This window comes from Kribbella sp. NPDC020701, from assembly GCF_055562215.1.
On sequence record NZ_JBVHFT010000009.1, the window covers coordinates 41,207 to 66,719 of the forward strand.

At 68.8% G+C, this 25,513-nt stretch carries 18 protein-coding genes; 8 read left to right on the top strand and 10 right to left on the bottom strand.

Translation table 11 applies throughout. From position 1 onward, the window contains the following. The first annotated feature begins 72 nt into the window (after positions 1-72). The 3 genes from ACZ3HV_RS22055 to ACZ3HV_RS22065 all read left to right on the top strand — a co-directional run bounded on the left by ACZ3HV_RS22055 (position 73) and on the right by ACZ3HV_RS22065 (position 4,613). Positions 73-1,110 carry an ABC transporter ATP-binding protein gene (locus ACZ3HV_RS22055; RefSeq protein WP_465686846.1) on the top strand — a complete coding sequence of 346 codons (1,038 nt, stop codon included), beginning with the start codon at positions 73-75 and terminating at the stop codon, positions 1,108-1,110. 107 nt (positions 1,111-1,217) lie between these two features. Continuing rightward, positions 1,218-2,591, top strand: coding sequence for an MFS transporter (locus ACZ3HV_RS22060; protein WP_465686847.1), 1,374 nt, complete (start codon positions 1,218-1,220; stop codon positions 2,589-2,591). 42 nt (positions 2,592-2,633) lie between these two features. Continuing rightward, positions 2,634-4,613, top strand: coding sequence for a heparinase II/III domain-containing protein (locus tag ACZ3HV_RS22065; protein ID WP_465686848.1), 1,980 nt, complete (start codon positions 2,634-2,636; stop codon positions 4,611-4,613). On the opposite strand, the gene ACZ3HV_RS22070 is transcribed toward ACZ3HV_RS22065, so the two are convergent. Further along, a complete protein-coding gene (locus tag ACZ3HV_RS22070; protein WP_465686849.1) occupies positions 4,614-5,078 on the bottom strand; it encodes a nitroreductase/quinone reductase family protein in 465 nt (154 codons plus the stop codon). Positions 5,079-5,211: 133 nt separating this feature from the next. Here ACZ3HV_RS22070 and ACZ3HV_RS22075 point away from each other — a divergent pair, with 133 nt between their 5' ends. Continuing rightward, positions 5,212-6,546: a peroxidase family protein gene (locus ACZ3HV_RS22075; RefSeq protein ID WP_465686850.1), complete on the top strand. Its 1,335-nt coding sequence runs from the start codon at positions 5,212-5,214 to the stop codon at positions 6,544-6,546. Here the strand turns inward: ACZ3HV_RS22075 and ACZ3HV_RS22080 are convergent. The 4 genes from ACZ3HV_RS22080 to ACZ3HV_RS22095 form a co-directional block, all read right to left on the bottom strand. Next, a complete protein-coding gene (locus tag ACZ3HV_RS22080; protein WP_465686851.1) occupies positions 6,524-7,963 on the bottom strand; it encodes an NAD(P)/FAD-dependent oxidoreductase in 1,440 nt (479 codons plus the stop codon). The two genes, ACZ3HV_RS22075 and ACZ3HV_RS22080, sit on opposite strands and share 23 nt — an antisense overlap. Before the next feature lie 64 nt (positions 7,964-8,027). Continuing rightward, positions 8,028-10,775 carry an ATP-binding protein gene (locus ACZ3HV_RS22085; protein WP_465686852.1) on the bottom strand — a complete coding sequence of 916 codons (2,748 nt, stop codon included), beginning with the start codon at positions 10,773-10,775 and terminating at the stop codon, positions 8,028-8,030. A gap of 110 nt (positions 10,776-10,885) precedes the next feature. After that, positions 10,886-11,503, bottom strand: coding sequence for a sigma-70 family RNA polymerase sigma factor (locus ACZ3HV_RS22090; RefSeq protein WP_465686853.1), 618 nt, complete (start codon positions 11,501-11,503; stop codon positions 10,886-10,888). 133 nt (positions 11,504-11,636) lie between these two features. Next, positions 11,637-12,350, bottom strand: coding sequence for an alpha/beta fold hydrolase (locus ACZ3HV_RS22095; protein ID WP_465686854.1), 714 nt, complete (start codon positions 12,348-12,350; stop codon positions 11,637-11,639). A 155-nt stretch (positions 12,351-12,505) separates the two neighbouring features. Here ACZ3HV_RS22095 and ACZ3HV_RS22100 point away from each other — a divergent pair, with 155 nt between their 5' ends. Beyond that, on the top strand, positions 12,506-14,236 hold the full coding sequence (locus ACZ3HV_RS22100; RefSeq protein WP_465686855.1) for an L-aspartate oxidase: 1,731 nt from the start codon (positions 12,506-12,508) through the stop codon (positions 14,234-14,236). Between the two features lie 2 nt (positions 14,237-14,238). On the opposite strand, the gene ACZ3HV_RS22105 is transcribed toward ACZ3HV_RS22100, so the two are convergent. Further along, complete coding sequence (locus ACZ3HV_RS22105; protein ID WP_465686856.1) at positions 14,239-15,132, bottom strand: LysR family transcriptional regulator; 894 nt, start codon at positions 15,130-15,132, stop codon at positions 14,239-14,241. 82 nt (positions 15,133-15,214) lie between these two features. Between ACZ3HV_RS22105 and ACZ3HV_RS22110 the strand changes: the two genes are divergently transcribed. Then, positions 15,215-16,129, top strand: coding sequence for an EamA family transporter (locus ACZ3HV_RS22110; protein WP_465686857.1), 915 nt, complete (start codon positions 15,215-15,217; stop codon positions 16,127-16,129). On the opposite strand, the gene ACZ3HV_RS22115 is transcribed toward ACZ3HV_RS22110, so the two are convergent. Genes ACZ3HV_RS22115 through ACZ3HV_RS22130 form a run of 4 tightly spaced genes read right to left on the bottom strand, consistent with a single transcriptional unit; the run spans position 16,043 to position 21,111 of the window. Beyond that, positions 16,043-18,136, bottom strand: a complete 2,094-nt coding sequence (locus ACZ3HV_RS22115) for an alpha-galactosidase (RefSeq protein ID WP_465686858.1) — start codon at positions 18,134-18,136, stop codon at positions 16,043-16,045. The two genes, ACZ3HV_RS22110 and ACZ3HV_RS22115, sit on opposite strands and share 87 nt — an antisense overlap. After that, positions 18,133-18,945, bottom strand: a complete 813-nt coding sequence (locus ACZ3HV_RS22120) for a carbohydrate ABC transporter permease (protein ID WP_465686859.1) — start codon at positions 18,943-18,945, stop codon at positions 18,133-18,135. The genes ACZ3HV_RS22115 and ACZ3HV_RS22120 overlap by 4 nt, the downstream gene beginning before the upstream one ends. Continuing rightward, complete coding sequence (locus ACZ3HV_RS22125; RefSeq protein WP_465686860.1) at positions 18,942-19,796, bottom strand: carbohydrate ABC transporter permease; 855 nt, start codon at positions 19,794-19,796, stop codon at positions 18,942-18,944. The genes ACZ3HV_RS22120 and ACZ3HV_RS22125 overlap by 4 nt, the downstream gene beginning before the upstream one ends. Positions 19,797-19,818: 22 nt before the next feature. Next, positions 19,819-21,111: an ABC transporter substrate-binding protein gene (locus ACZ3HV_RS22130; RefSeq protein WP_465686861.1), complete on the bottom strand. Its 1,293-nt coding sequence runs from the start codon at positions 21,109-21,111 to the stop codon at positions 19,819-19,821. 94 nt (positions 21,112-21,205) lie between these two features. Between ACZ3HV_RS22130 and ACZ3HV_RS22135 the strand changes: the two genes are divergently transcribed. Next, positions 21,206-22,414, top strand: coding sequence for an ROK family protein (locus ACZ3HV_RS22135; RefSeq protein WP_465686862.1), 1,209 nt, complete (start codon positions 21,206-21,208; stop codon positions 22,412-22,414). 90 nt (positions 22,415-22,504) lie between these two features. Beyond that, a complete protein-coding gene (locus ACZ3HV_RS22140; RefSeq protein ID WP_465686863.1) occupies positions 22,505-25,387 on the top strand; it encodes an alpha-L-fucosidase in 2,883 nt (960 codons plus the stop codon). Positions 25,388-25,513 lie beyond the last annotated feature (126 nt).

Genomic DNA, 25,513 nt, shown 5'->3' on the forward strand with positions numbered 1-25,513 from the left:
TGACTCCCGGCCTTCCCTCGTCGCTCCAGTCGCTTCGCTCCCTACGCTCCTCAGTCCAGGCCGGGAGGCCCCATGACCGCGGTGAATGCCGATCAGGTTGCCTCGACCGACGCGGACCAGGCACCACTGCTCGAGACCAAGAAGCTGACCCGGCACTTCCGGGTCGGCCGCGGTTTCTCGCGCCAGCATCTGCACGCCGTCGACGATGTCGACCTCCGGATCGGCCGGCAGGAGATCGTCGCGCTCGCGGGCGAGAGCGGCAGTGGCAAGAGCACGATCGCGCGACTGCTCGCCGGCGTGTACAAGCCGACGAGCGGCGAGATCTACTACCAGGGCAAGCCCGTGTCGAGCCTGCGCTCGCGCCGCGACCAGTTGGCCTACCGCGGCGACGTACCGATGGTGTTCCAGGATCCGTTCAGTTCGCTCAACCCTGCCTTCCGGGTGTCCCACGGGATCCTGCGCAGCCTGAAGCTGCACCGCCCCGAGCTCAACCGCACCCAGCGGTTCGAGGAGGCCGAGCGGGTGATCGAGGCCGTCGGGCTGACGCCGGCGTCCGACGTCATGCACCGGTACCCGTACGAGCTCAGTGGTGGCCAACGGCAACGAATCGGGTTCGCCCAGGCCTTGGCGCACAAGCCGAAGCTGATCCTTGCCGACGAGCCGGTCTCGATGCTCGACGTGTCGATCCGCATCGGCCTGCTCAACCTGATGGCCGAGCTGCGCCGGTCCGAGGGTGTGTCGTTCCTCTACATCACCCACGACATCGCCAGCGCGCGGTACGTCGCTGACCGGCTGATGATCATGTACGCCGGTCACATCGTGGAGGCCGGTCCCGCGGAGTCGGTGCTCGCCAACCCCAAGCACCCCTACACCGATCTGCTGCTGGGCGCGGTACCCGATCCCCGAGCACCGCTGACCGCGGCCGTCGAAGGCGACACCGGAGAGCCGCCGAAGGTCATCGACCCGACCCCCGGCTGCCGCTTCCGGTGGCGCTGCCCGCTGGTCGTCGACAAGTGCCACGAGGTCACGCCCACCCTCCGCCGCCTCGGCGAGCACCACGACGCCGCCTGCCACGTCGCCGAACCCGACCCCGGCGTACCCGCCGGCTGACAGCTCAGCTGCGGAGGCCGATCTCCAGCGGCCGGTCGCCGAGGTCAACGGTTCCACCCACCGGCATATTGTTCGACGCTGATCAAACACTGATCTAGAGTGCTTTCATGACTGTCGGACATCGCCGCGGCGTCGTCGTCCTCGCGCTCGTCGCGGCCTTCATGGTCTTCGTCGACGGCACGATCGTGAACGTCACCCTCGCCCAGCTCGCCACTCACCTGAACGCGTCCCGCGCCGAACTCGAGTGGTCCGTCAACGCCTACACGTTGTCCTTCGCCGCCCTCATGCTCGGTGCCGGGGCGATCACCGACACCCTCGGCGCCAAGCGCGCGTTCGTGACCGGCCTGCTGGTGTTCACCGCGTCGTCCGCGGTCTGCGCGATCGCCACCTCGATGCTGATGCTCAACCTGGCCCGGCTCGTCCAGGGTGCGGGCTCCGCACTTTTGTTGCCCAGCGCACTCGTTCTGGCCACCGCGTCGGCGACCGACGAGCACGCCCGGCACCGCCTGGTCAGCTGGTGGGCCGCGGCCGGCGGCGTCGGGATGGCGGCCGGTCCGCTGCTCGGTGGATCGCTGGTCGCGCTCGCGAACTGGCGGGCCGTCTTCGCGGTCAACGTGGTGATCGGGATCCCGGCCCTGATCTGGAGCCTGCTCTCGATGCCTTCCGTCGTACGCCCGGGCCGGCGACTCGACCTGGCCGGCATGGGCACTGCGACCGTACTGATCGGTGGGCTGGTCTTCGCACTGATCGAAGCCCCCGCGCAGGGCTGGCTGCATCCCGCGGTCCTCACCGCCGTCGCGCTGACGGTCGCCGGACTCGCCGGCTTCGTCTGGGTCGAACGGTCCAGCCGGGAACCGCTCCTGCCCCCAGGCCTGTACGCCGACCGTGGCTTCGCGGCGACCGCCGTTCAAGGGGCGTTGCTCAACTTCGCCTTCTACGGCGTGCTGTTCGCCATGAGCCTGATGCTCCAGCAAGGCCGCGGCCTCAGTGCGCTGTCCACGGGTCTCCTCTTCCTGCCCCTCACCGGACTGATCTCGGTCGCCAACATCTGCTCGACCGCGCTCACCCGACGACTCGGCCGCGCAGCAGTCCTCAGCATCGGTCAGGCCGTGCTGGCCATCGCCCTTCTCGGGCTCGCCTGGGCCAGTACTTCGACGGCGCTGTGGCCACTCGTGGTTGCGCTGACCCCGATCGGCGTCAGCTCCGGGCTCCTCGTGCCCACCATGACCTCACAGTCCATCGCCGCCGTCGAACCCGCCCTGCACGGCGCCGCCTCGGCAGCGTTCAACACCTCCCGCCAAGTCGGCGGTGCGATCGGTGTCGCCACCTTCGGCCCGCTCCTCGGTACCGCCCACAACCTGGGTACGGGCTTCATCACCTGCGTGATCGTCGCCTCCGCCAGCAGCACCATCGCCCTCCTCGTCACCACGCTCGCCGCCGTCGGCCGCCGGACCCCGATCCCTGTAACCTCAGCGGCGTGACAGCCGGCCGTTGGCCGTGGCTGAGCTTTGGGGGGCACTGGGGTGGCTGCGCAGCGGAGCAGGCGGTGGGGTACGACCGTCGCGCTGACGGTCGTGTGCGTGCTGGTGTGTGCGATCGCGTTCGCCGGCGCGGTCGCCGTGCTGATGCCCGGCGGCCGGGATCGCAGTACGACGGCGGCCGCCGGGCCCGTCACCCCCAGCGTTCCGACGCCGAGCGAGCCGACGCCGAGCGAGCCGCTCCCGAGCGATCCGATCGAGGCGGTCGACACTCCCGCTTCTCCCCCGCCGACGACGCCGGTGGCCGTGACCGGGACCTACGAGTGCACGGGCTACAGCGGCATCGAGTCGAAGGTCCCGGTCCAGATGGTCCTGGACGACACGTTCGTCTGGGGCGACGATCCGCCGTACCGCGTCGGTGACGGCAACGGCGACGTGAACTGGCGCTCGGACCCGTACAAGAAGCCGAGCTGGTACCTGTGGCTGCATTCGCTGCGCTGGCTGGGGCAAGGCATCGAGGCCGGCGCGAAGGGCGACCGCAAGGCCCTGAGGCATGTGATGGCGATCATCCAGGACTGGGTGCGCGACAATCCGTACTCGTGGAAGGGTGACGTCGGCGCCTGGGAGTCCACGATGCACCGCACCAACGTGCTGCTCTGTGCGCGCCAGGCCGTGCTCACCGGACTGCATGTCCGTTCGCTGCCGACGCAGTATGCGTGGCTCGACGAGTCGCTGCTGGATCACGCCAAGTTCATGACCGAGAACTGGGGCGGGCCGTGGAACCACGGCACCGACGAGAGCATCGCCCTGTTCGGCGTCGGCTGCACCCTCGAGCGGGCAGATCTCAAGAGCCTCGCCCTCCAACGGCTGACCGAGGCCATCACGACCGCGATCGACCCGCAGGGGTCGACGAACGAGCAGTCGATCGGGTACGCCATGTTCAACTATCTGCTCTGGGGCCGCGCGACCACGGCGCTGAAGCGGTGCGGCTCCGACCCGGGACCGGTCATCGAAGAACGACGCCGTGTGCTGTCGGAGTGGCTCGCCCTCGCCACCAAATCCACCGGCGAACTCCACCAGGTCGGCGACGCCATCCGCCAGACCCCGCTGGGCGGCATCGGCACTCCCCTGGAGTACGCCGCCACGCTCGGACAGCATGGGACCAAACCGGCCCGTCGTACCGCGGTCTACGACGCCGGCTATGTCTTCGGCCGGACCGGGTGGGGTGAGACGAGGCCGTTCACGCAGGAGTCGACGTACAGCATCAGGTTCGGTCCGGGCCGTCGGCTTCACGGGCACGACGACCACATGTCGATCACCTACTCCTCCCACGGCCGGGACATCCTGATCGACCCGGGCAACTCGGGGTACCAGCTCGACAAGTGGCAGACCTGGACCAAGAGCCAGGCCGCCCACAACGTGATGACGATCCCGTCCGCGAAGACAGCCTCGGTGGAGACCCGGCTGGTCCGGGCCGCGATGGCACCGACGTCGGAGTACTACACGCTCACCGACAGCCCGGCGATCGGCGTACAGCGAACCCGGGACGTGCTGGTGCTCAAGGATCCCGACCTGATCGTCACCCTGGACCGCGGGCAGTCGGCGAGCGACCAGCGGTACGAGACGTTGTGGCACCTGACGCCTGACCAGAAGGTGGCGGTGCAGTCGGCGACCACGGCTGTTGCCGCCAAGCCCGGTGACAGCTCCAAGACCTACCTGCTGCAGATCCCTTACCGCCAGCAGTTGCCCGCCGACGCCATCACGGTCGCCGAGGGCCGGCAGGATCCGGTGCAGGGCTGGTACTTCCCCGACATCTTCCACCGACTGCCGGCCCCGGTGGTCGGGTTCAACCGGACTGGATCGACCGCGACAATCCTGTCCGCCGTCGTACCGGCCGCCTCCACCGAGAAGGTTGCCTTCAGCACCCGCACCGTCGGCACCATGTTCTTCATCGACCTCACCATCGGCCCCCGCAAAACCACCATCCGCGTACAACCAGACGGCCGCCTCACCCGCATCCTCTGATCAGCGTGAGGTGAGGCGGACGATCGGGTACTGGCGGTCGGACTTCTTCTGGTACTTGGCGTAGCGGGGCTGGGTCGCGGTGATGCGCTGCCAGGCGTCGTCGCGGTCGGGGCCGGCGAGGGTGTGCGGGGTGACGGGGGTGGCGGTGCTGCCGGGGAGTTCGACGGCGGCCTGGTCGGGGTGGGACATCAGGTTGGCGTGCCAGTCCGGGTGGTGACTGCCGCCGCCCGAGGCGACGACCAGCCAGGCGTTGTCGCCGTCGGCGAACCACGCCAGCGGGGTCTCCCGCGGCTCGCCGCTGCGGCGGCCGACCGTCTTGAGGATCAGGACGTCCATGCCCATCAGCTGGGCACGACCCTTCCGGATCTTGGTGTTGGTCCGCGCGTTCATCGTCCGCTGCACCCAGCGCGAGAACGTCCCCGGCGTACCGGGCTTGCGGGCTTCGGTCTTCTGCTTTGTCGTCATGCCCATCACGCTAGTGACGGACCCTGCCACCGTGCTTCTCGATTCCTGATCGGTCACAGAGCGGGGTGCTGTGCTGTCTTGTCTGATGGCAAGGGGTAGACAGTGGCAGGGCGTAGAGACCAGGAGGATTTGAATGAGTGGGCATCCGGCGACGCGGGACCATTGCCTCAGCTCGGTGCGGAGTGTGGATCGGCCGACCGGCGGGGCCCGGTACGGGCGCATGTTCACCGGACTCGATCCGTTGGGCAGCGACCCCGCCGTACTGATGCGCGCCGGTGGTGACGGCGGGATCTGCGATGCCGCCGCCGAGCTGGACCGCAGCACGGTGGGCGACGACGCGACCGAAGCGGCCGGGTGGCCGTTCTTCGGGCAGCTGGTCGCGCACGACATCACCGCGGACCGGTCGCCGATCACCGGCGGGGTCGAGACGGAGGCGTTGAAGAACGCGCGGGCGCCGAAGCTCAACCTCGAGATCATGTACTCCGACGGTCCGGTCGGCTCGCCGTACCTGTTCGATCTCCACGACCCGGCGAAGTTCCTGCTCGGCCCGGACGGGTGCGACGTACCGCGGAACCAGCAGGGCGTGGCCCTGATCGGTGATCCGCGCAACGACGTCCATCTGTTCACGCTGACCCTCCATGTCGCACTGCTGCGTGCGCACAATCGGATCGTCGACAATCTGCGGGCCAAGGGCGTCCCCGAGGCCGACGTCTTCGAGCACGCGCGGATCACGCTCACCTGGCACTACCAATGGATCGTGGTCCACGACTTCCTGCCACGACTCGTCGGTCCGGAACTGGTCGACGAGGTTCTCACCAAGGGCGGCCAGTGGTTCGCGCCCGCACCGGGGCAGGCGTTCATCCCACTGGAGTTCGCGGACGCGGCGTACCGCTACGGCCACGGCCAGATCCGGCACACGTACCGGCTCGTCGAGGGCGGTCCCGAACTGCCGCTCTTCCCCGACCTCGTCGGCTTCGGGCAGCCGAGCCACCGGCTCGACCTCACCCAGGTCTTCGATGTGCCCGGGCATCCGCCCGCGCAACGCGCCAAGCGCCTCGACGGCCGGCTCGCCGCCAGCCTGATCGGTCTGCCCGAGCAGGTCACCGGCGTGGTCGACACCGAGGCTTACCGATCGTTGGCGGTCCGCGATCTGCTGCGCGGCGGCACGACCGGACTGCCCAGTGGTGAGGAGCTCGCGCGGTTCATCGGCGTACCGCCGCTCAGCGTGGACACCTGGCCCGACGGCACGCCGCTGTGGTTCTACATCCTGAAGGAGTCCGAGCACCTCGGCGGTGGAGACCGGCTCGGGCCGGTCGGCGGGCGGATCGTGGCGGAGGTCCTGATCGGTCTGCTCCGCGCCGACCCGGCCAGCTACCTGAGCCTCGAGCCGGACTGGGAGCCGACCCAGCCCGCCGCCGGGCCGGCCTTCGACCTGACCGACCTGCTCATCCCGGCTGACTCGAACTGACCGACTCGCCCGAATCGACGGACTCGACCGGCTCGCCCGAATCGACCGGCTCGCCCGAATCGACCGGCTCGCTCGACGCGGCCGGTCGGTTCGAGCTGAGCGCCGGTACGCCGGCCGCGGTCGCGAACGCCTCCCGCGGACGCTGGACCGAGGCCAGCGAGACGACGTCCCGCCCGTAGAACGTCGCGGCGACCCAGATCGCGAAGACGCGCACCTTGCGGTCCCACGTCGGGACCGCAAGGACGTGGTACCCGCGATGCATGAGCCACGCGAGCAGACCTTTGACGACGATCCCGCGGTACTGGAAGATCCCCTTCCCCAGACCAAGCGTCGCCACGGCCCCCAGGCTGTGATGCACGTACGGCTTCGGCTCCCGCCCGCGCAACGTCCGGACCAGGTTCTTCGCCAGCAACTTCCCCTGCCGTACGGCGTTCTGCGCATTGGGCACCGTGAACGTGCCCTCGGTCCCGGAGGCGAGATCCGGAACGGCCGCGTCGTCACCGGCAGCCCAGGCGTCGGTGACCGGATTGGCGTCGGTACCGATCCGGAGGTCGGCGCAGACCTGCACGAGACCTCTCTCGGTGTGCGGCAGATCGGTGTGGTTACGCATCAGCCGCGTCGCAGCGTTGCCGGCCGTCCAGACGATCAGCTCCGAGTCGAACTCGCTTCCGTCCGACAGCACCACGTGACCGTCCTCGGCCGACTTCACCGTGGTGTTCAGGTGCACCTCTGCGCCACGCTGCTCGAGGATCGAGACAACCCACTGCCCCGGCTTGTCGCTGACCTCCGGCAGGATCCGGTCGGTCGCCTCGACCAGATGGAAGGCGAGGTCGCTCTGGGACAGCTCCGGATAGAGCTTGAGCAAAGAGGTCGCGAGCGACAGGAGCTCACCGAACCCTTCCACTCCGGAGAAACCGCCGCCGACATAGGTGATTGTCAACAATCGACGCCGGATCGGACCGGGCTCGAGTCCGGACGCCTCGTCGAACGCCGTGAGTAACCGGTCCCGGATCGCCACCGCCTCCTCGACGTGCTTCATCCCGATCGCCCGTTCGGCGATACCGGGTACGTCGAACGTCCGGGTCACCGCACCCGCGGTCACCACGAGGACGTCGTACGACATCGGGAAGTCGGGCCCCTGCGACGGGCGGATCGTGACCGACCGCTGCGCGTGCTCGATCGCGATGACCGAGCCCGAGACGACCTTGGTCCGGTGGAGATTGCGCCGCAACGAGACCGCGGCATGGCGCGCCTCGACCGATCCGGAGACGACTTCGGGGAGGAACGGCTGATAGGTCATGTACGGCCGTGGGTCGACCACGACGACCTCGGCTTCGCCGCGCCGCAGCTTCTTCTCCAGCTTCCACGCCGTGTAGAAACCGGCGTACCCACCACCGATCACCAGGATCCTGCGCACGGGTTGTCCTCTTTCCGTCGACTCTGTCAGTAAGACAACCCAGCCGCCCGGGTTGTGACGCGTGCTAGCGGCGGAGCTGCTTGCGGGAGGTGATGCCTAGCTTGGAGAACACCTTGCGGAGATGCCACTCGACAGTGTGCTGGCTGAGGAACATCTGTGCACCGATCTCGGCGTTGGTCAGGCCGGTTCCGGCCAGCTCCGCGATGTGCGCCTCCTGCGCGGTCAAGCCGTCGGTCGCCCGGCCGGCACGCTCTCCGACTGCCTCGCCCGTCGCAGCCAGCTCGTGACCCGCGCGGTCGGCGAAGGCATCGACACCGGCCGTGGTGAACATCTTGTGTGCCGTGCGCAGCTGGACCCGCGCGTCCTGCCGCCGGCCTTGGCGTCGAAGCCATTCGCCGTACACCAGGTGAGCACGGGCGAGGTCCATCCGCATCCGCGTCCGCCCGAGTCGCTCGACCGCCTCCTGGTACGCCGACTCCGCCGACCGCGTGGTGGTCAGCAGAGCCTTCGACCGGGCGAGCACACCGAGCACCCAGTCCGTGCCACACGCCTGCGCCATCTGGTCCAGCCGATCGAGGCCATCCGCCGCCTGCTCCGGCCGGCCGCTTCGCGCCGCCGCTTCGACCAGCTCAGGCAGCGCCCAGCTCGCAACGCCGAGCTCGATGGGATACGCCGTCGCCTCACGCGCCGACGCCAGGGCCTCCTGATAGTTCGCGAGGCCGTTCAGCAGGACGGCGTCCGCGAAGTGCGTCATGGCCAGCCCACCGCCTTCGCCGCGACCGAGGGCATCGTCCCTGGCCGTGCCGATCAGCGCCGAGGCTTCCTTCGGGCGGCCGCGCCAGGCCGCGAGACAGATCGCGCCGTACGGCGTCAGGCCGACGCCCGTCGCGTCGTTGATCGTCCTGATCTCCGCGACCAGTGCGGCCGCCGTGGAGATCTCCCCGGTGAACAGGCTCAGCATGACCCGGTGGTTCAGGACGAGCGGGAGCTCGTTCAGGTCGCCGAGCTCGCGGGCGATCCGGGTATGGCGCGCGGTGAGCGCCTCCCAGCTCTCCTCGTCCCAGAGGTTCACGGCCAGCAGCGACGCCAGCCACAACCACCGCAGGTCGTCCTGGTCCGGCGCCCCGTCCGCGCCCGAGAACGCCCGGACCGCTTCCTGGGAGGGAGCAACGGCCGCCGGGTACCCGTCGGTGAACAGCGTCGCGGCACCGTCCAGCACCAGGTCCCGCTTGCGGCGGAGGTCCGGAGTGGGCGCAGCCCGGGCCGCACGAGCCGCTCCAGCCAGTCCGGGATCGCCGGCCCGCTCGGCCAGTCGCCCGGCGAACTGCCCGGCCGCGATCGCGTCGAGGTAGGTGTCCCGGGCCAGATCGAGGTCGAGTGGTTCGAGTCGGCGGGCCGCATCCAGGAGCAGCGGCCCCGACTCCAGGGTGTGCCCGGAGGCGAACGCGATCTGCGCCCGGAGGAGGTTCACTCGGGCCAGGTGCAGCGCGTCGGCCGACCCGTCGCCGGCGGTGACGAGCAGCCGCGACGCCGGCTCGAACGCGCCGGCCCGAAGGGTGGCCTGGGCCGCGGCGAGGGCACGGACTGCGCGCTGGGCCGGATCCGGCGTGAGTTCGGTCGCCCGCTGCAGGAACGCCGCGGTGGCCGAGACTCCCCCGCGGCGCTGAGCCCGATCGGCCGAACTGACGAGCTCGGCGGCGACGTGTTCGTCCGGGCCATCCGCTCCGTGCGCGCGGTGCCAGGCCCGCCGGTCCGGATCCAGGTCCGGATCGATCGCCTCGGCGAGGGCTTGGTGCACGCGCCGGCGGTCGGCGGGATCCGCCGCGCGGTACGTCGCCGACCGTACCAACGGATGCCGGAACCTGACCCGCGCACCGAGCTCGATCAGGCCGGCCGCTTCGGCGGGCGCGGCCGCGCTCACCGGCACCTCCAGGACCGCGAGCGCGCGGAGCAGCAGCGGTACGTCGCCCACCGGCTCGGCGGCCGCGGTCAACAGCAACAGCTGGGTCTCCGGTGGCAGGGCCTGCACCCGGCGGGCGAAGTTCTGCTCGATCTGGCTCACCAGCGGCTGGGCATCCGGTCGCTCGAACCCGCCCGCGAGCTCACCGGCAGTCAACCCTCGCGGCAGCTCGAGCAGGGCCAGCGGATTACCCCTGGTCTCCGCCACGATCCGGTCCCGGACGTGTTCGTCCAGCCGACCGGGTACGACGGCGTCGAGCAGAGCCCCCGCATGACGGTCTGACAGGCCGCCGACCGCCAGCTCGGGGAAGCCTCTCCACTCGGGCCCGGTCACCGGCTCGCGCACGGCGAACACGAGGCCGATCCGATCGGCGAAGAGCCGCCGCCCCACGAACGTCAACGTCTGGGCCGACGCTTGATCCAGCCACTGCGCGTCGTCGATCACGCACAGCAGTGGTCGGCTCTCTGAGGCTGCCGACAACAGACTCAACACGGCCGCACCGACCAGGAACCGGTCCGGCGGGCCGCCGAACTCCAGTCCGAACGCGACCGCCAGTGCGTCACGCTGTGGCCGCGGGAGTCGATCACTGAGACGCCACAGCGGGGCGCACAACTGGTGCAGACCGGCGAAGGGGAGTTCCATCTCGGACTCGACGCCGGCAGCTCGCGCGACCCGGCACGCTTCGGCGTGGCCGACCAAGTACTCGAGCAGGGCGGTCTTCCCGATGCCCGCTTCGCCACGGACAACCAGCACCTGGCCGTCGCCGGAGCGGATGCCGGCGACCACATGGTCCAGCCGTGCACACTCCGTACGCCGCCCGCGAAGCTCGGGCGCGGGCCGATCGATCGACATGGCTGCACCCTCCCTCACCAGAGGCTAGAGCCTGACGTCGATCCGGGATAGGACCCGCCGGTGTCGCAATAGCGTCATCCGGCCGGCGGGTGGCAACAGTAGCCGGTGGTTCAGCCGACCGGTTGGGCGAGGTCGGCGGTGAGGAGTTGTTCGAGGCCATCCAGTTCACCGGCGCGTGAGGCCGAGGCCAGGGCGTGCCGGAGCCGGCTGTGCGCGGCCGGAGTGACCGGGTGACACCGGTCGGAGGCGAGCCGGTCTCGCGCCCGCTTCACCAACTGCCGCGCGTTGGGTGCGCCGATCCGCAACGTCTCGGCGATCTGCCGGTACGGGTACTCGAAGCCCTCCCGCAGGACATAAGTGGCCCGTTCAGCCGGTGACAGTCGCTCGAGCAGCAGTCGTACGGCGTCATCGAACGCCTCCTGCTGTTCGGCATGGGTCTGCGGATCGACCCCGCCGACCGCACTCTCCTCGGACAACCACCGGCCGACGGAGGTCTCGTGCCGGCGCCGAGCCGACTGCACCAGATTGATCGCGAGCCGGCAGATCGTGGTCGCCAGGAACGCTCCCGGATCGACGACCGCCGACCGGTCGGCGCGCTGCCACCGCAGCCACACCTCCTGCACCAGCTCCTCGGCCTCCTGCGGATTGCCGACAATCCGACAGGCGATCCGGAACAACCGCGGTCGCGCTTGCAGGAACTCGTCCAATCCAGCCGTCGACGTCGTCACGATCCGGACTCCTTGCGTGGGGGGCAACTCCCACCGTCGCGTCCGGACAGCGGTCGGCGCGCCCTGGAAAGTCCGTGGTCGAGTCCGTGGTCCGCCAGGGGAGTCCGTGGGCGGACTCCCCTGGCGGGCGGGGTCAGGCGGCCAGGGCGTCGAGGATCGAGGCCGTGACGACCTCCGGGTCGGACACGGACAGGGCGTGGGACGCGCCGGCGACCTCACGTGTGTCCTTCGCGCCGGCCCGCTCGGCGAGGAAGCGGTGCAGCGCGACCGGGATGTTCAGGTCCTCGTCACTGAAGACGAACCAGGACGGGATCGTCTTCCAGGCCGGCATCGCGGTCGGCAGGGCGTCGGTGAGCGCGACGTCACTGGCCGGCCGCTGGGTCGCGGCCATCAGCGCTGCCGTGGCGGCCGGCACATCGGCGCAGAACTGGTGGTGGAACAGGCCGGGCTTGATCCTCAGGTCGTTGCCGCCGGTGCTGACCGGGTAGGCGTCGAGCGCCTCACCGAGCGTGCTGCCGGGGAACTTCGCCGACAACGCGAACGCGGTCTCGCCCTCGTCGGGTGCGAACGCGCACACGTACACCAGCGCCCGGACGGCGTCGTTCTGCGCGGCCGCCTCGGTGATCACCATGCCGCCGTACGAATGGGCCACCAGCACCACCGGCCGGCCGAGGCCGGCGATCACGTCGCGCACGTACGCGGCGTCACCGGCGAGGCTGCGCAGCGGGTTCCCGACGGCGACGGTCTCGATCGACCGTGCTTGCAGCCGCTCGACGACACCGTTCCAGCTGGCCGACTCGGCGAAGGCGCCGTGGACCAGCACAACGACGGGACTTTGGTCATTCATGAGGTGCTCCTTCTCTCGGGACTACCAGGAAGGACCGGACAGCTCGCCGGCTTGTGACGGAGCGGACAGCCGGGTTGTGACCGGCGAGACAGTCACAGAACGCGGTCATGGTCTGTCCTAGTCAGTGAGTACGCACGCAGCCGAGGGAGAGCCAGATGAGTGTCACCGAACAGCAGATCGCCACCTCCGTCCTGGTGATCGGCACCGGTGGTGGTGGCCTGCGGGCAGCGATCGAGCTGGCCGAGCAGGGTGTCGAAGTCCTTGCTCTGGGCAAACGGCCGCGCTCCGACGCGCACACCTCGCTCGCGGCCGGCGGGATCAACGCGGCGCTCGCCACGATGGACCCCGAGGACACCTGGCAGCAGCACGCCGCGGACACCTTGCAGGAGAGCTACCTGCTGGCCAACCCGGTCACGGTCCAGATCGTGGCCGAGGGCGCGGCCCGCGGCATCGCCGATCTGGAGAGCTACGGCATGCCGTTCGCCCGCGAGGCCGACGGCCGGATCTCCCAGCGGTTCTTCGGCGCCCACACCTACCGGCGGACCGCCTTCGCCGGCGACTACACCGGCCTGGAGATCCAGCGCACCTTGATCAACCGGGCGGTCCAGCTCGGCGTACCGATCCTCGACACCGTCTACGTGACGCGGATCCTGGTCCGGGACAACGCCGTGTTCGGGGCCTACGGGTTCGACCTGACCACCGGGCGGCGGTACGTCATCCACGCGGACGCGGTGATCCTCGCGGCCGGCGGTCACACCCGGATCTGGCGCCGTACGTCGTCCCGCCGGGACGAGAACACCGGCGACTCGTTCCGCCTGGCCGTCCTGGCCGGCGGCAGGATCCGCGATCCCGAACTCGTCCAGTTCCACCCGTCCGGACTCATCGAGCCCGAGAACGCCGCCGGGACGCTCGTGTCCGAGGCCGCCCGCGGCGAAGGCGGTCAGCTGCGAAATGCCCTCGGAGAGCGCTTCATGACGCGGTACGACCCTGAGCGGATGGAACTGTCCACCCGGGACCGGGTCGCGCTCGCCGCGTACACCGAGATCAAGGAAGGCCGCGGTACGCCGAACGGCGGGGTCTGGCTGGACGTGTCCCACCTCCCGCGCGAGACGATCATGCGCCGGCTGCCGCGCGTGTACCAGACGCTGCTCGAGCTCCAGATGCTCGACATCACCAAGCAGCCGATCGAGATCGCGCCGACCGCTCACTACTCGATGGGTGGCGTGTGGGTCCGGCCGGAGGATCACGGGACCGGCATCGACGGGCTGTACGCGCTCGGCGAGGCGGCCAGCGGTCTGCACGGAGCGAACCGGCTGGGCGGCAACTCGCTGATCGAGCTCCTGGTCTTCGGCCGGATCGTGGCGGAGGAGGCCGCGAAGTACTCGATCGACCGGCAATCACAGCAACGGTCGGCCGAGGCGGTCGCCGAAGCACGAGCGGAGGTCGACGCACTGCTGGCGTCCGACGGCCAGGAGAACGTACGCGCGCTGCAGCGGGCTCTCCGCGACACGATGACGTCCCGGGCGGGCGTCGTACGCGACGAAGCCGGGCTACTGGCCGGACTGTCGGAGCTGGCGGAGCTCGAGGACCGCATGACCCAGCTGGGCGTCCACCCCGACATCGCCGGCTTCCAGGACCTCGCCCACGCTTTCGACCTCAAGTCGTCCGCCCTAGCCGCCCGAGCCACCCTCGACGCAGCCCTCGAACGCCGGGAATCCCGCGGCTGCCACAACCGCTCCGACTACCCTGACCTCGACGAGTCCCTCCAGGTGAACCTCGTCTGGTCCGGCCCCGGATCGATCGAGCACGAACAGATCCCACCCATCCCCGACGAGTTCCGCACCCTGATGCGCCAAGTCTCCTCCGACGGCAAACTCGTCGAGTGAAGTCAGGTGGAGCGTGTATGCCGTGACAGGAGGGTGAGGACCAAGGACAGTGGCGCCCAGCCGGCGCGGCCTCGGCGGGTCAGGGCGTGGGCTCGGATCTGGGGTTCGGGGTTGTGGAGGCGGCGGAGGGAGATGCCGGGGGTTTTGGGGTAGTCGGCCGGCATCAGTGCGACGCCGAGACCCGCGACGATCATCTCCTGGACGAGGACGAGGCTGTCGGCGCGTTGGGTGATGCGGGGCTCGAAGCCGGCCAGGGCGGCGATCGTGCGGACGACGCGCTCGTCGGCGTTGTGGCGGGAGTTCACGATCCAGTCGCTGTCGGCGAAGGCCGCGAGTACGTCGGCCGCCGGGCCGGTCGTACGCCGGGACTGCGACGGCACCGCGAGACTCCAAGTGGAGTGCCACAGCGGGGTCAGGTCCAGCGCCGGCTCGACCGCGGCGGGCGCCAAGTTGTAGTCGTAGCTCAACACGAGGTCGACCTGGTCCCGCTCGAGCAGGGCCAGCGCCTCGGGTGGTTCCTGTTCCTGGATCTCCAGCCACACCGCGGGATAGTCGGCCGCCAACTGGTGTACGACGGGCAGCAAGGTATCCCGGATCACGGTGTGGAACGCAGCGACCCGGACCGTCCCGGCCGGCTCCGCGGATGGGTCGAGATCGGCCCGCGCCGCCTCATGGGCCGCGAGGATCTGTACGGCGTGCTGCGCGAGCCGACGACCGGCCGGGGTGAGCCGTACCCGGCGTCCGTCCGGCTCGAGCAGCGGCGTACCGACCTCCTTGGCCAGCGCGGCGATCTGCTGCGAAACGGTCGAGGTGGTGACCCCGAGAGTCTCCGAGACCGCGTGCATCGACCCCTGTCGTGACAGGGCCAGCAGGAGCTCGAGACGGCGTACGTCCATCGGACTATTGTTCAGAACTCCCGAACGATTTGTCCACAAATATCACGTGGACGCGAACGGAATCGCGAGCTTCACTGGAGTCATGAGCACGCGTGACAGCCGCACCGGGGTGACCTTCGCCGTCTTGTCGATGACGATGGTCCAGCTCGGCCTCGCCGCCTCCGTCGGCCTCTTCGACCGGGTCGGCCCCGAAGGCGCCGCCTGGCTGCGACTGGCCTGTGCGGCGCTGATCGTGCTGGTGCTGTTCCGCCCGCGCCCGAGCTCCTTCGACCGCAGGTCCTTCCTCGCGGCGGTCGGCCTCGGCGTCGCCACAGGTGGAGTGACGCTGCTGTTCATGGCAGCCGTGGCGCGCCTTCCGCTCGGCACGGCCAGCGCACTGGAGTTCCTTGGTCCGCTGACCGTCGCCGTACTGCGCAGTCGTGGCCGGCTGATCTGGCCCGCGCTCGCCTTCGTCGGGGTCATGTTGCTGACCCAACCGTGGCACGGTTCAGTGGACGGGATCGGCGTACTGTTCGCGCTCGGCGCCGCCGTGTGCTGGGCGGCGTACATCGTCCTCACCCAGCATGTCGGCGACAACGTCACCGGCCTGCAGGGCATGGGGGTGTCGATCCCGGTCGCCGCACTGGTCGCGACCGTGGTCGCCGGACCGAGCACGATCCCGGTCATGACCTGGCAGCTCGTCGCCATCGGGTTCGGGCTGGCACTGCTGCTCCCGGTCGTGCCGTTCACCCTGGAGTACCTCGCCCTCCGCCGCCTCGACGCCGGCGTCTTCGGCACCCTGATGAGCCTCGAGCCGGCCCTCGCCCTCCTCATCGGCTGGCTGATCCTCAGCCAGTCCCCCAGCCTCCTGCAAGCCGTCGGCATCGCCTCTGTCGTTGCCGCCGGCATCGGCGCCGAGCGCGCCCACAGGTCAGCCGCTCCGAAGCTGGATGAGCCGGCTGGCGTAATCACCGACCAACGTCAGCGACAGACCATGAGCCATCAGGAATGCGCCTGACACCACGCTGTCCTCGAAGCGGTACGCCGCCTCGGGATCCAGCCCCTGCAACCGCAGCGGCCGTGGTGCGCTGTCGTACTGCTGCGCCTCCTGATACACCAGTACGACGGACTCCCGGCGATCCGCGGTCACGTACTGCACGGCCGACGCGGATCGCCCCGGTTCACCCAGGCGGTACTGCGATCCGTGCTGCACGATGTGCCGGATGTCCTTGTACTCCGCGATCAACTCACGCGCCAGCGTCAGCTCAGCCGGCGACCACTCGGCCAGGTCACCGCCGATGCCGAGGACGCCGGCCATCGCGACGTGGAAGCGATACGTCAACGGCACGTTCCGCTTGTTGATGAACGTCGGCACATCCGTCACCCAGCACGACATCGTGCGCGCCGGGTACACCTGGCTGAACCCGTGCTGGATGTAACGCCGGTCCAACGCGTCGGTGTTGTCCGACGTCCAGAACTGATCGGTCCGCGCCATGATGCCGAGGTCGACCCGGGCGCCGCCACCCGAGCAGGCCTCGATCGCGACTCCGGGATGTCTGGCCCGCAACGTGTCGATGATGCCGTAGACCGCGGTGACGTGGTCGAACCAGATCCGGCCCTGCCGCGACGGCTCGGCCGGCCAGCCGGTGTCCGCGAACGGGCGGTTCATGTCCCACTTCACGAACTGCAGATCGTTTGCCGTCAGCAACGAGTCCAGCTGCTCGAGGGCCCAGGCGGCGACGTCCGGCCGGGCCAGGTTGAGGACGAGCTGGTTACGCAACTGTGCCGGCTCACGCCCCTCGAAGTGATAGACCCAGTCCGGGTGTGCGCGATAGAGATCGGAGTCGGGGTTCACCATCTCGGGCTCCACCCACAGCCCGAAGCCCATGCCCAGGGCGTGCACCTTGGAGATCAGCGGCTGCAGCCCGTTCGGGAAGCGGTCCTGATTCACCGACCAGTCCCCCAGCCCCGTACGGTCGTCGGTCCGCCGACCGAACCACCCGTCGTCGAGCACGAACAGCTCACACCCGAGGTCGGCCGCCTGGGTCGCCAGCGCGACCTGGCTCGCCTCGTCGACGTCGAACCCGGTCGCCTCCCACGAGTTGAACAGCACCGGCCGGATCTCCGTTGCCCGCGGCAACACGTGCTCCAACGCATAGGCATGCCACGCGCGACTCGCCGTACCGAAGCCGCCGCTGGTGAACAGGCCTGACGTCACCGGTGTCACCAGCTGCTCGCCCGGCTCGAGGCCACGTGGCCCGAAGTCCTCGTGGCCCCAGCCGAACAGCACCTGCACGGGCTCGTCGAGCTCCCGCTGCGCGAGCATCCGCCACGACCCACTCCAGTGCAGGGCCGCGCTGTACACCTCGCCGGTCTCCTCGGTCGCCGCGCCGTCGTCCAGAGCGATCCACGGATTCACATGGTGGCTCGTGATCCCCCGTCGACTCTCGACCACGAACCGCCCCTCCGCCAACTCGCTTCGGCCGAGCCGCGTCTCGGCCGCCCAGCGCCCGGTCAACGTCGACATCCGGTACGACGCCTGCTCGGGCAGGACCCACGCTGCCGAGTCCAGCCGATGTACGTCGACGGCCGAGTCCGACTCGTTCCGTGCGACGACCCACCGGTCGATCACGTCGCTGTCGTCGTACACGCGATAGTGCAGGGTGACCCTGACACCGCGTGCGTCGAAGATCAGCTCCAACTCCCGGTCGTCGTGGACGAGGTGGTCCACGAACGCCCATTCGGTACTCCGCACGTCGCCGTACGCCAGCGACAACGCGGACCGCCCGAACTGCAGTCGCCCGTCGAGCGGGTACTCCTCATGGCCGTTGGCTGCCGACCGGAAGCTCGTCCACTCACCTGCCAACCGGGCGGCCGTCGTACGGGCCAGGTACGCCGCGTCGTCCACCGTGATCCGTGCACCCCAGTGGGTGTGGATCGGTATGTCGTCGTCGCCGAGGTAGGCGGAGTACGACGTACGCGGCGTCGTCAGCAGCAGGACGCCGTTCTCGAAGTGGACACTCATTTGACGGCTCCCGTCGTCAGACCGGCGAGGAACTGCTTCTGCAGTGCGACGAAGAACAGCAGCACCGGCAACGACGCCAGGAACGAGAAGGCGTAGAGCGTGCCGAAGTTGGTCGAGTACTCCCCAACCGACCGGTAGACGCCGACCGTCACCGTCGTCCCCGCCTCGGGACCGAGGACGATCAAGGGCGTGAGGAAGTCGTTCCACACCCAGACACCGAGGAAGATCAGCACGCTGGCCGCCGCCGGGCGGAGCGTCGGGAACACGACCTGCCAGAACAGCCGGAACCGGCTCGCGCCGTCGATACTCGCGGCCTCCTCCATCTCGATCGGCACTGTGCCGATGAAGCCGGAGAACACGAACACCCCGAACGGCAGGTAGTACGCGACGTTGGCGCAGACGACTCCGACGACGGAGTTCATCAGGCCGACCGCACCGAGTACTTGCGTCACAGGCTGCAAGATCACGGCCGGCGGGATCATCAGACCCGCGAGCAGCATCAGCAACGCCGGCCGCGTCCAGCGTGCGGTCGACCGGACCAGGTAGTGCGCCAACATTGCCGAGAGCAACGTCAGGGCCAGGACCGAGAGCACGGTGATCTGAACGCTGTTGAGCAACGCCGACCAGTACAGCCCGTCTTCGCGGCCGAGGACGGCGTCGAGGTTCGCACCGGTCGGCGGTGCCGGTAGTCCGAGTGGCGACGACTGGATGTCCTTGACCGGTTTCAGCATCCCCGTCACCACGACGTACACCGGGAAGAAGAACAGTGCGGCGAGCGCAATCGCGGCGATCGGCCGGACCACCTTCACAGGTGTACCTCCCGCCGCTGGAGCAGGCGCAGGACGAGGCCGCTCAGCGCGACGATGATGCAGAGCATGATGGTGGCCTCCGCCGCGGCGAACCCGATCCGGTCGCCGCGGACGCCCTTCTCGATCACGTCGAACGCGATCGACGCCGTGGCGTTCCGACCCGGGCCGCCGTTGGTCAGCACGAGGACGTGCTCGTACACCTTGAAGCCGCTGATCAGCAGCATCACCGTGTTGATCGTCACCGCGGACGCGATCATCGGCCACGTCACCGACCGGAACCGGTGCCACCACCCAGCCCCGTCCACGATCGCTGCTTCGTGCAACTCCTTGGGTACGCCGTTCAGTCCGGCCAGGTACACCACGACGCAGAATCCGAGCATCTGCCAGCAGAGAATCCCGCTGATCGAGTAGAGCGCGATCCCCGGATCAGACAACCAGCCCACGTCGCCGAACACCTTGTTCAGAACGCCGTCGGGACGGAGCATGCTCTGCCAGATGACGCTGACCACGATGCCGCTGAGGATCACCGGCGTGAAGAAGACCGACCGCAGCAGGCGGTAGAGCAGCGTGTCGCGATCCAGCAGCAACGCGACCGCGAGGCCGAGCACGTTCGGTACGACGACCACGATCGCGGTCACCACGAACGTGTTCCGCAGTACGAGCCAGAACTGGTCGTCCTCGAGCAACCGCCGGAACTGATCCAGCCCGACCCAACTGGTGTCCGGGGCGAAGCGGCTCCGATCGGTGAACCCCAGCACCACGGTCCACCCGATCGGAACCAGTACGAGCAGCCCGTAGAGGAACAGGCCGGGCAAGGCGAACCCGGAGAACTCCCGGACCGGAACCAGCACAGAATGCCGCTTTCTCGGCTGTTTATTTGAGAGAAGCATATTCTTTGTTCAGCTTGCTGACCGCGGTCTTCGCGTCGGACTTGCCGTTCAGCAACTCGACCGCGATCTGCTGGACCGGCACAGTCATGTCGGCGGGCAGACCGTTGTCACCCTGCTCGATCGACAGCGCCGGGGTGACGGTCTTGTCCTTGACCGCCTGGTTGTAGATGGCGAGGGTCGCCTTGAAGAGCGGACCCATGTCGGCCGGCGGCTGGTAGCCCGCGATGGTGTTGAACGTGCCGTCCGCCTTGGTGAAGGCGTCCGAGGTCTCCTTGTCCTTGGTCCACTCCAACGCGAACCTCTTCGCCAGGTCGACGTTCTCGGCCTTCGCGCTGACGCTCAAACCACCACCAGTGAGGTTCGGAACGACTGCCTTGCCGTCATCGGACGGCCAGGCGAACACACCGACGTCGAACTTCGGCTTGTCGTTGTCCGCGGAGGTCGCGAACCACGAGCCCATCGGATACATCGCGGCTGAGCCGGCCCGGAATGCCTTCTCGTGATCGGCGTACGAGCGGCTCGTGCCCTGCTTGTCGAGGTAGCCGAGCTTCGCCAGCTGCGCGACTTTGTCGGTGGCCTTCACGAACCCGGAGTCGTCGAACGTCTTCGACCCGTCCGTGATCTCTTGCGAGAAGCCCGGGTCGGACAGGTAGACGTCGGTGCCGACCGTACCGACCCAGGTGTACATGCTGGCGAACGTGTCCTGGCCGCCGCCACCGACCGCGATCGGCATGATGCCGGCCGTCTTGAGCTTCGCGCAGTCGGCCAGGAACTCGGTCCACGTCTTCGGCGGGGCGGTGATCCCGGCCTTCGCGAAGTCGGCCTTGTTGTAGTAGAGCAACGACTGCGGCTGGGCGTTGGTCGGTAGCTGGTAGATCTTGCCCTTGATCGCACCCGACTCCGGGCTGGCGAAGTCCTTCAGCTCGTCCTGGGTGAACTCCGCGAGCTGGCCGCCCTCGGCGAAGCCCTGCGGGTTCACCGCGATCATGATGTCCGGCAGCTGCCCCGAACTGGCCAGCTGCTTGGCGTACGTGGTCCGGTCGACGTTCGGGGTGACCAGCTTCTTGATCTTCACCCCGGGCACCTTCTGCGACACCCGGGCGATCGCCGAGTCCCACAGCGAGGCGGGCAGGTTCGGCGTCTCGAAGGTCAGCATCGTCAGCTCGACGGTGCCGCCGCTCTCACTGCTCGTCGCCTTGCCCCCGCTCGTACAGCCGGCAAGCGCTACCGTCAGGAGGGTCGCCACAGCGATCGTGCCTGTCCAACGTGATGGCATACGGTTCCTTCCGAGGTCCGGCCCGCGCGGCGTTCCGGCAGTATTATGCAGATCAGTTGGCAATATCGGCGCGAGCATAAGGACGATTCATCGGATGAGTCAAGATCGAGCCGCCGGCGGGCGGATGGGCGATTCGTCGCTGCTGCGCAGGCTGAACCTGGCAGCCGCCCTCGGGGCGTTCCTCGAGTCCGAGTCACTGACCCTGCGCGAACTGCGCGCGCTGGTCGGCGTCTCCCGGCCGACCGCCGAGGACCTGCTCGCCGAGTTGCTCACCGAGGGCCGGGTCGAGGAGAGCGCTCCACCCCGCAAGCCCTCGACCGCCCGCGCCGCCGGCCGGCCCGCCCGGTATTTCCGGTTCCGCGCCGAATCGGGGTACGTCGCAGGCCTGGACATCGGGGCCCACAAGGCGATGGCCGTGGTGACCGACCTGCGTGGCAACCCGCTCGCGACGCATCGGATCGAGCTCGACCCCGACCTCGACGCGGGAGAGCGCGTGCGAGCCGCGGTGGACGCCGCCCACGTGAGCTGGTCACAGGCCCAGCTCGGGCCGGCCGATATCACCGGTATCGCGTGCGGGGTGACCGGCGCACTGCGGGCCGCTGAGGGCGTGCACGACGTCCGCGACGGTCCGGTCGGCTCCGGGCTGGCGCCGTACTCGCTTCCCGGATTCACCGAGATCGACGTGGCGGGAGCTCTCTCTGACGGGCTTGGACAGCCCGTGGCGGTCGCGAACGACGTGAAGCTGGCCGCTTTGGCCGAACACTGGAAGGGCGCGGCCCGCGAGTACCGGGACGTCGTCTACATGTTCGCCGGTCACCGCGCCGGAGCCGGCGTACTCATCGACGGGCAGGTGCACCAGGGACGTCACGGCGCGGCCGGCGAGATCGGTGTGTTTCCGACGCTCGGCTGGGCGCCGGCGATGGAGCGGCTGCACGCCCGCGGTGCGGCGCTGGCGGCCGAGCAGGGCGCCGGACCTGGTCGCGAGGGTGAGCTGGTGATCGCTTCCGCGGCCGTGCAGGACCCAGAGAGTCTCGCCGTGCTGATCGAGTTCGCCGAGGTGCTGGCCCGCGGCGCGGCCGTGCTCGCGCTGGCCGTCGACCCCGAGGTGATCGTGCTCGGCGGCGGTATGTCGCGCGGTGGCGCGATCATCGCCGAGCCGTTCCGGCGCGAGCTGGCGAAGCTGTCACTGGTCCCGATCGACGTGGTCAGCTCGACGATGGGCGCCGACTCGGTCGCCCTCGGCGCGGCCCGGACGGCGCTGGACACCGTCCTCGCCGAGCTGTTGGCGGTCCCCGGGTCTTGACCGCACGGCCGGAACGTTGGAAAGATCGGATCTCTCAATAGGCAATCTTGTTGCCATTATTCTTCCGCCCACTCGAAGTGAGAGAACTCGATGGCCCTCCGACTACCCCGGCGGTTCACTGCCGCCACCCTCGTCCTGGCCCTGATCTCCACCGTCTTCGGCATCGGCCCCGCCCGCGCGGAGGTGGAGAACCCGCGCCAGCAGTGGTTGCGCGACTCCACCGCCGGCCTGTTCCTGCACTGGGGCATGTTCACCGCACCACGCCACACCGACTGCGCCGCCTGGGAGCGCGACGTCACCGCCGGCGGCTGGAACGCCGACTACTGGGTCGACGAGGCGCAGAAGCTGCACGCGTCGTACATCGTGCTGGCCACCTTCCACAGCCGCCTCGGCTACGCCCGGCCGTGGCCGTCCAAGATCCCTGGTAGTTGCGCCACGCAACGAGACTTCCTCGGCGAGCTGGTCGCCGCGGGCAAGGCCAAGGGTGTGCACATCCTGCTCTACATGACCGACGACCCGCAGTGGCACAACGAGGTGCCCGGCGTCGAGACGCTCGACTCGGCGGCGTACTCGGCGTACAAGGGTCAGCAGGTCGACCTGACCACGCGGGACGGGTTCGGCATGTACAGCTACGACCTGTTCCACGAGGTGATGGACGACTACCCGGACCTGTCCGGCTTCTGGATCGACAACGACAACGCCTACTGGGAGCAGCACGGACTGTACGAGCAGATCCGGCAGCAACGGCCCTCGTGGTTGCTCAGCAACAACAACGAGGACACCCCGATCATGGACACGGTCAGCAACGAGCAGAAGACCGGCATCACACCCGCCTACGACTACCCGCAGGCGACCTTCACCCCGATGCCGAGGCTGACCGAGGCCGACTACAAGCTGCCCACCACCGGCCAATGGTGGTACGACGGCAGCGACAGCGTGGTCGACTACGGCCTCAGCGTCGGCCGGTACGTCGCCAACGCGGGATCGTCGATCAAGTCGTTGATGGCCGAGACCGCGATGGTCAACGGCAAGTTCCCGCCGCAGCAGGTGAACTTCAACAACTTCATGGCCGATTGGCTGCCGCCGATCATGTCCTCGCTCGCGAAGACGAACGGCGGCGGGTACCTGTACGGCGGGATGCAGCCTGGCTTCTGGAACGACGGGGCGCACGGGGTGATCACGGTCGCCGACACCGCGCGGACGCAGTACCTGCACGTGCTGACCAAGCCGAAGTCGCAGGACCTGGTGAGGCTGCGAGACAACGGCTACCGGGTCACGTCGGTGTCGGATGTCCGGACCGGGAAGTCGTTCCGCTTCAACCAGTCGGGTGGGTATCTGTCGATCCTCGGGGTCACCGACTGGGATCCGTACGACACCGTCTTCAAGGTGACGACCTCCGGTCAGGAAGGTCTCTACCCGCAATCGATGCTCAAGGCAACTGCCACGGCGGCGACCGGCGATCACCCTGCGGCGAACCTGGTCGACGACAGCTACCCGAACTACTGGGATGCCGACGGGCAGTTCCCGGTGGCGGCGACACTCGACCTCGGTCGGGCGCGGAAGGCGACGTACCTCGCGGTGAACCAGACCGAGTGGTCGCCGACGCACGCGCGGGAGTCGTTCGGGCGACCGGAGGACTCGGCGCGGATCAAGGACTACAAGGTGTCCGTCAGCGCGGACGGCAAGCGCTGGACGACGGTGCGGGCCAGCGCGATGCCGAGCCGGCGCGGTGTGCAGTTCATCGACATCGGCAACCAGGTCGCGCGGTACGTGAAGCTCGAGGTGCTCAACACGTGGTCCGGGCCGCAGTCGCCGCCGTACTACCGGCAGTTGCGCATCGACGAGATCAGGGTCGGGTACGCGTATCCGCAGGAGTTGCGGAATCCGTTGCCGTTGGAGGCTGAGTTCAACCGCAGCGGGGATAGTCGTGTCGACGGCTGTGCGGCGTGCTCCGGGTCTGCTCAGGTCGTCGGGCTGGACCGTGGTGGGGTGACGTATCGGGATGTCCAGGCTGCGAGTGCCGGCACGTACCGTCTGCAGTTGGACGGGACCACGTCTGCTGTCGGCTCGTTGTCGGTCCGGGTCAACGGTGGGTCGCCGATCACGGCGTCGCTCGATGCGGGTAATCCGGAGGTGCCTGGGTCGACGGCTGTCGCCGTACCGCTGAAGGCTGGCGCGAACACGATCCAGGTGACGGGCGACCGTCAGGTCGGGCTCGACCGGATCGCGATCGGGCCGATGCCGCCGGCGTCGTACGTACCGAAGACCACGATGACGGTGAAGCCATCCGGCATCGTCTGGGTCGGCCCCGGCCAGCAATCGGTCACGGTGTCGGCCGAGCTCCGGCTGGATGAGGACTCGATCGACAACGTCCGCATGACGCCTGTGGTTCCGTCGGGTTGGACTGTCTCGGGTGCTCCGGTGACGGCGGCCGGTCTGCGTCTCGGTCAAACGATCACCGGCACGTGGACCCTCACTGGTCCGGCTGGTGGTCAGACGGCCGCCGTACAGGTGCCGGTCGACGTCTCCTTCGAAACGGTCGGCCTTCCGCACAAGGTGTCCAAGGTGGTCCCGATCCAGGTGCGCCCAGCCGACAGCGTCTTCATGCGCGAGGCCGAAAGCTCCCTCAACCAGATCGGCAGCGCCGGCATCACCAGCTGCTCAGGTTGCTCCGGCGGCCAGAAGGTCCGCAACCTGGGCGGCGCCCCCGACGCCCACGTCATCGTCCCCGACATCACCGTCCCGGCGGCCGGCACCTACACCCTCCACCTCGACTACACCGTCAACGGAACCAAGTCCTACTTCGTCTCCGTCAACGGCGGCCCTTCCGTCGAGGCCTCAGTCACCGGAATCGGCAACACCACAGTCCAAACCGTCACCCTCCCCATCCACCTGAACTCCGGCCCCAACACCCTCCAAATCTCCAACAACAACGACCCCGCCCCCGACCTGGACCGAATCTCCATCACCTGAAATTTCAGGGGATGACCCCTCACCTGGAGGGTTGCCCACTGAGATTCTCAGTGGGCAACCCTCCAACTCAAGGGGTAACCCCTCAGATGCTCCGGGCCGGCGGGGCGGGTCGGGTTCGACGACGGA

Bases quoted from the DNA above. Each gene is read 5' to 3' on its own strand.
- ACZ3HV_RS22055 (WP_465686846.1), top strand. From the start codon at position 73: ATGACCGCGGTGAATGCCGATCAGGTTGCCTCGACCGACGCGGACCAG.
- ACZ3HV_RS22060 (WP_465686847.1), top strand. From the start codon at position 1,218: ATGACTGTCGGACATCGCCGCGGCGTCGTCGTCCTCGCGCTCGTCGCG.
- ACZ3HV_RS22070 (WP_465686849.1), bottom strand. From the start codon at position 5,078: ATGACGACAAAGCAGAAGACCGAAGCCCGCAAGCCCGGTACGCCGGGG.
- ACZ3HV_RS22075 (WP_465686850.1), top strand. From the start codon at position 5,212: ATGAGTGGGCATCCGGCGACGCGGGACCATTGCCTCAGCTCGGTGCGG.
- ACZ3HV_RS22085 (WP_465686852.1), bottom strand. From the start codon at position 10,775: ATGTCGATCGATCGGCCCGCGCCCGAGCTTCGCGGGCGGCGTACGGAG.
- ACZ3HV_RS22095 (WP_465686854.1), bottom strand. From the start codon at position 12,350: ATGAATGACCAAAGTCCCGTCGTTGTGCTGGTCCACGGCGCCTTCGCC.
- ACZ3HV_RS22100 (WP_465686855.1), top strand. From the start codon at position 12,506: ATGAGTGTCACCGAACAGCAGATCGCCACCTCCGTCCTGGTGATCGGC.
- ACZ3HV_RS22105 (WP_465686856.1), bottom strand. From the start codon at position 15,132: ATGGACGTACGCCGTCTCGAGCTCCTGCTGGCCCTGTCACGACAGGGG.
- ACZ3HV_RS22110 (WP_465686857.1), top strand. From the start codon at position 15,215: ATGAGCACGCGTGACAGCCGCACCGGGGTGACCTTCGCCGTCTTGTCG.
- ACZ3HV_RS22115 (WP_465686858.1), bottom strand. From the start codon at position 18,136: ATGAGTGTCCACTTCGAGAACGGCGTCCTGCTGCTGACGACGCCGCGT.
- ACZ3HV_RS22130 (WP_465686861.1), bottom strand. From the start codon at position 21,111: ATGCCATCACGTTGGACAGGCACGATCGCTGTGGCGACCCTCCTGACG.
- ACZ3HV_RS22135 (WP_465686862.1), top strand. From the start codon at position 21,206: ATGAGTCAAGATCGAGCCGCCGGCGGGCGGATGGGCGATTCGTCGCTG.
- ACZ3HV_RS22140 (WP_465686863.1), top strand. From the start codon at position 22,505: ATGGCCCTCCGACTACCCCGGCGGTTCACTGCCGCCACCCTCGTCCTG.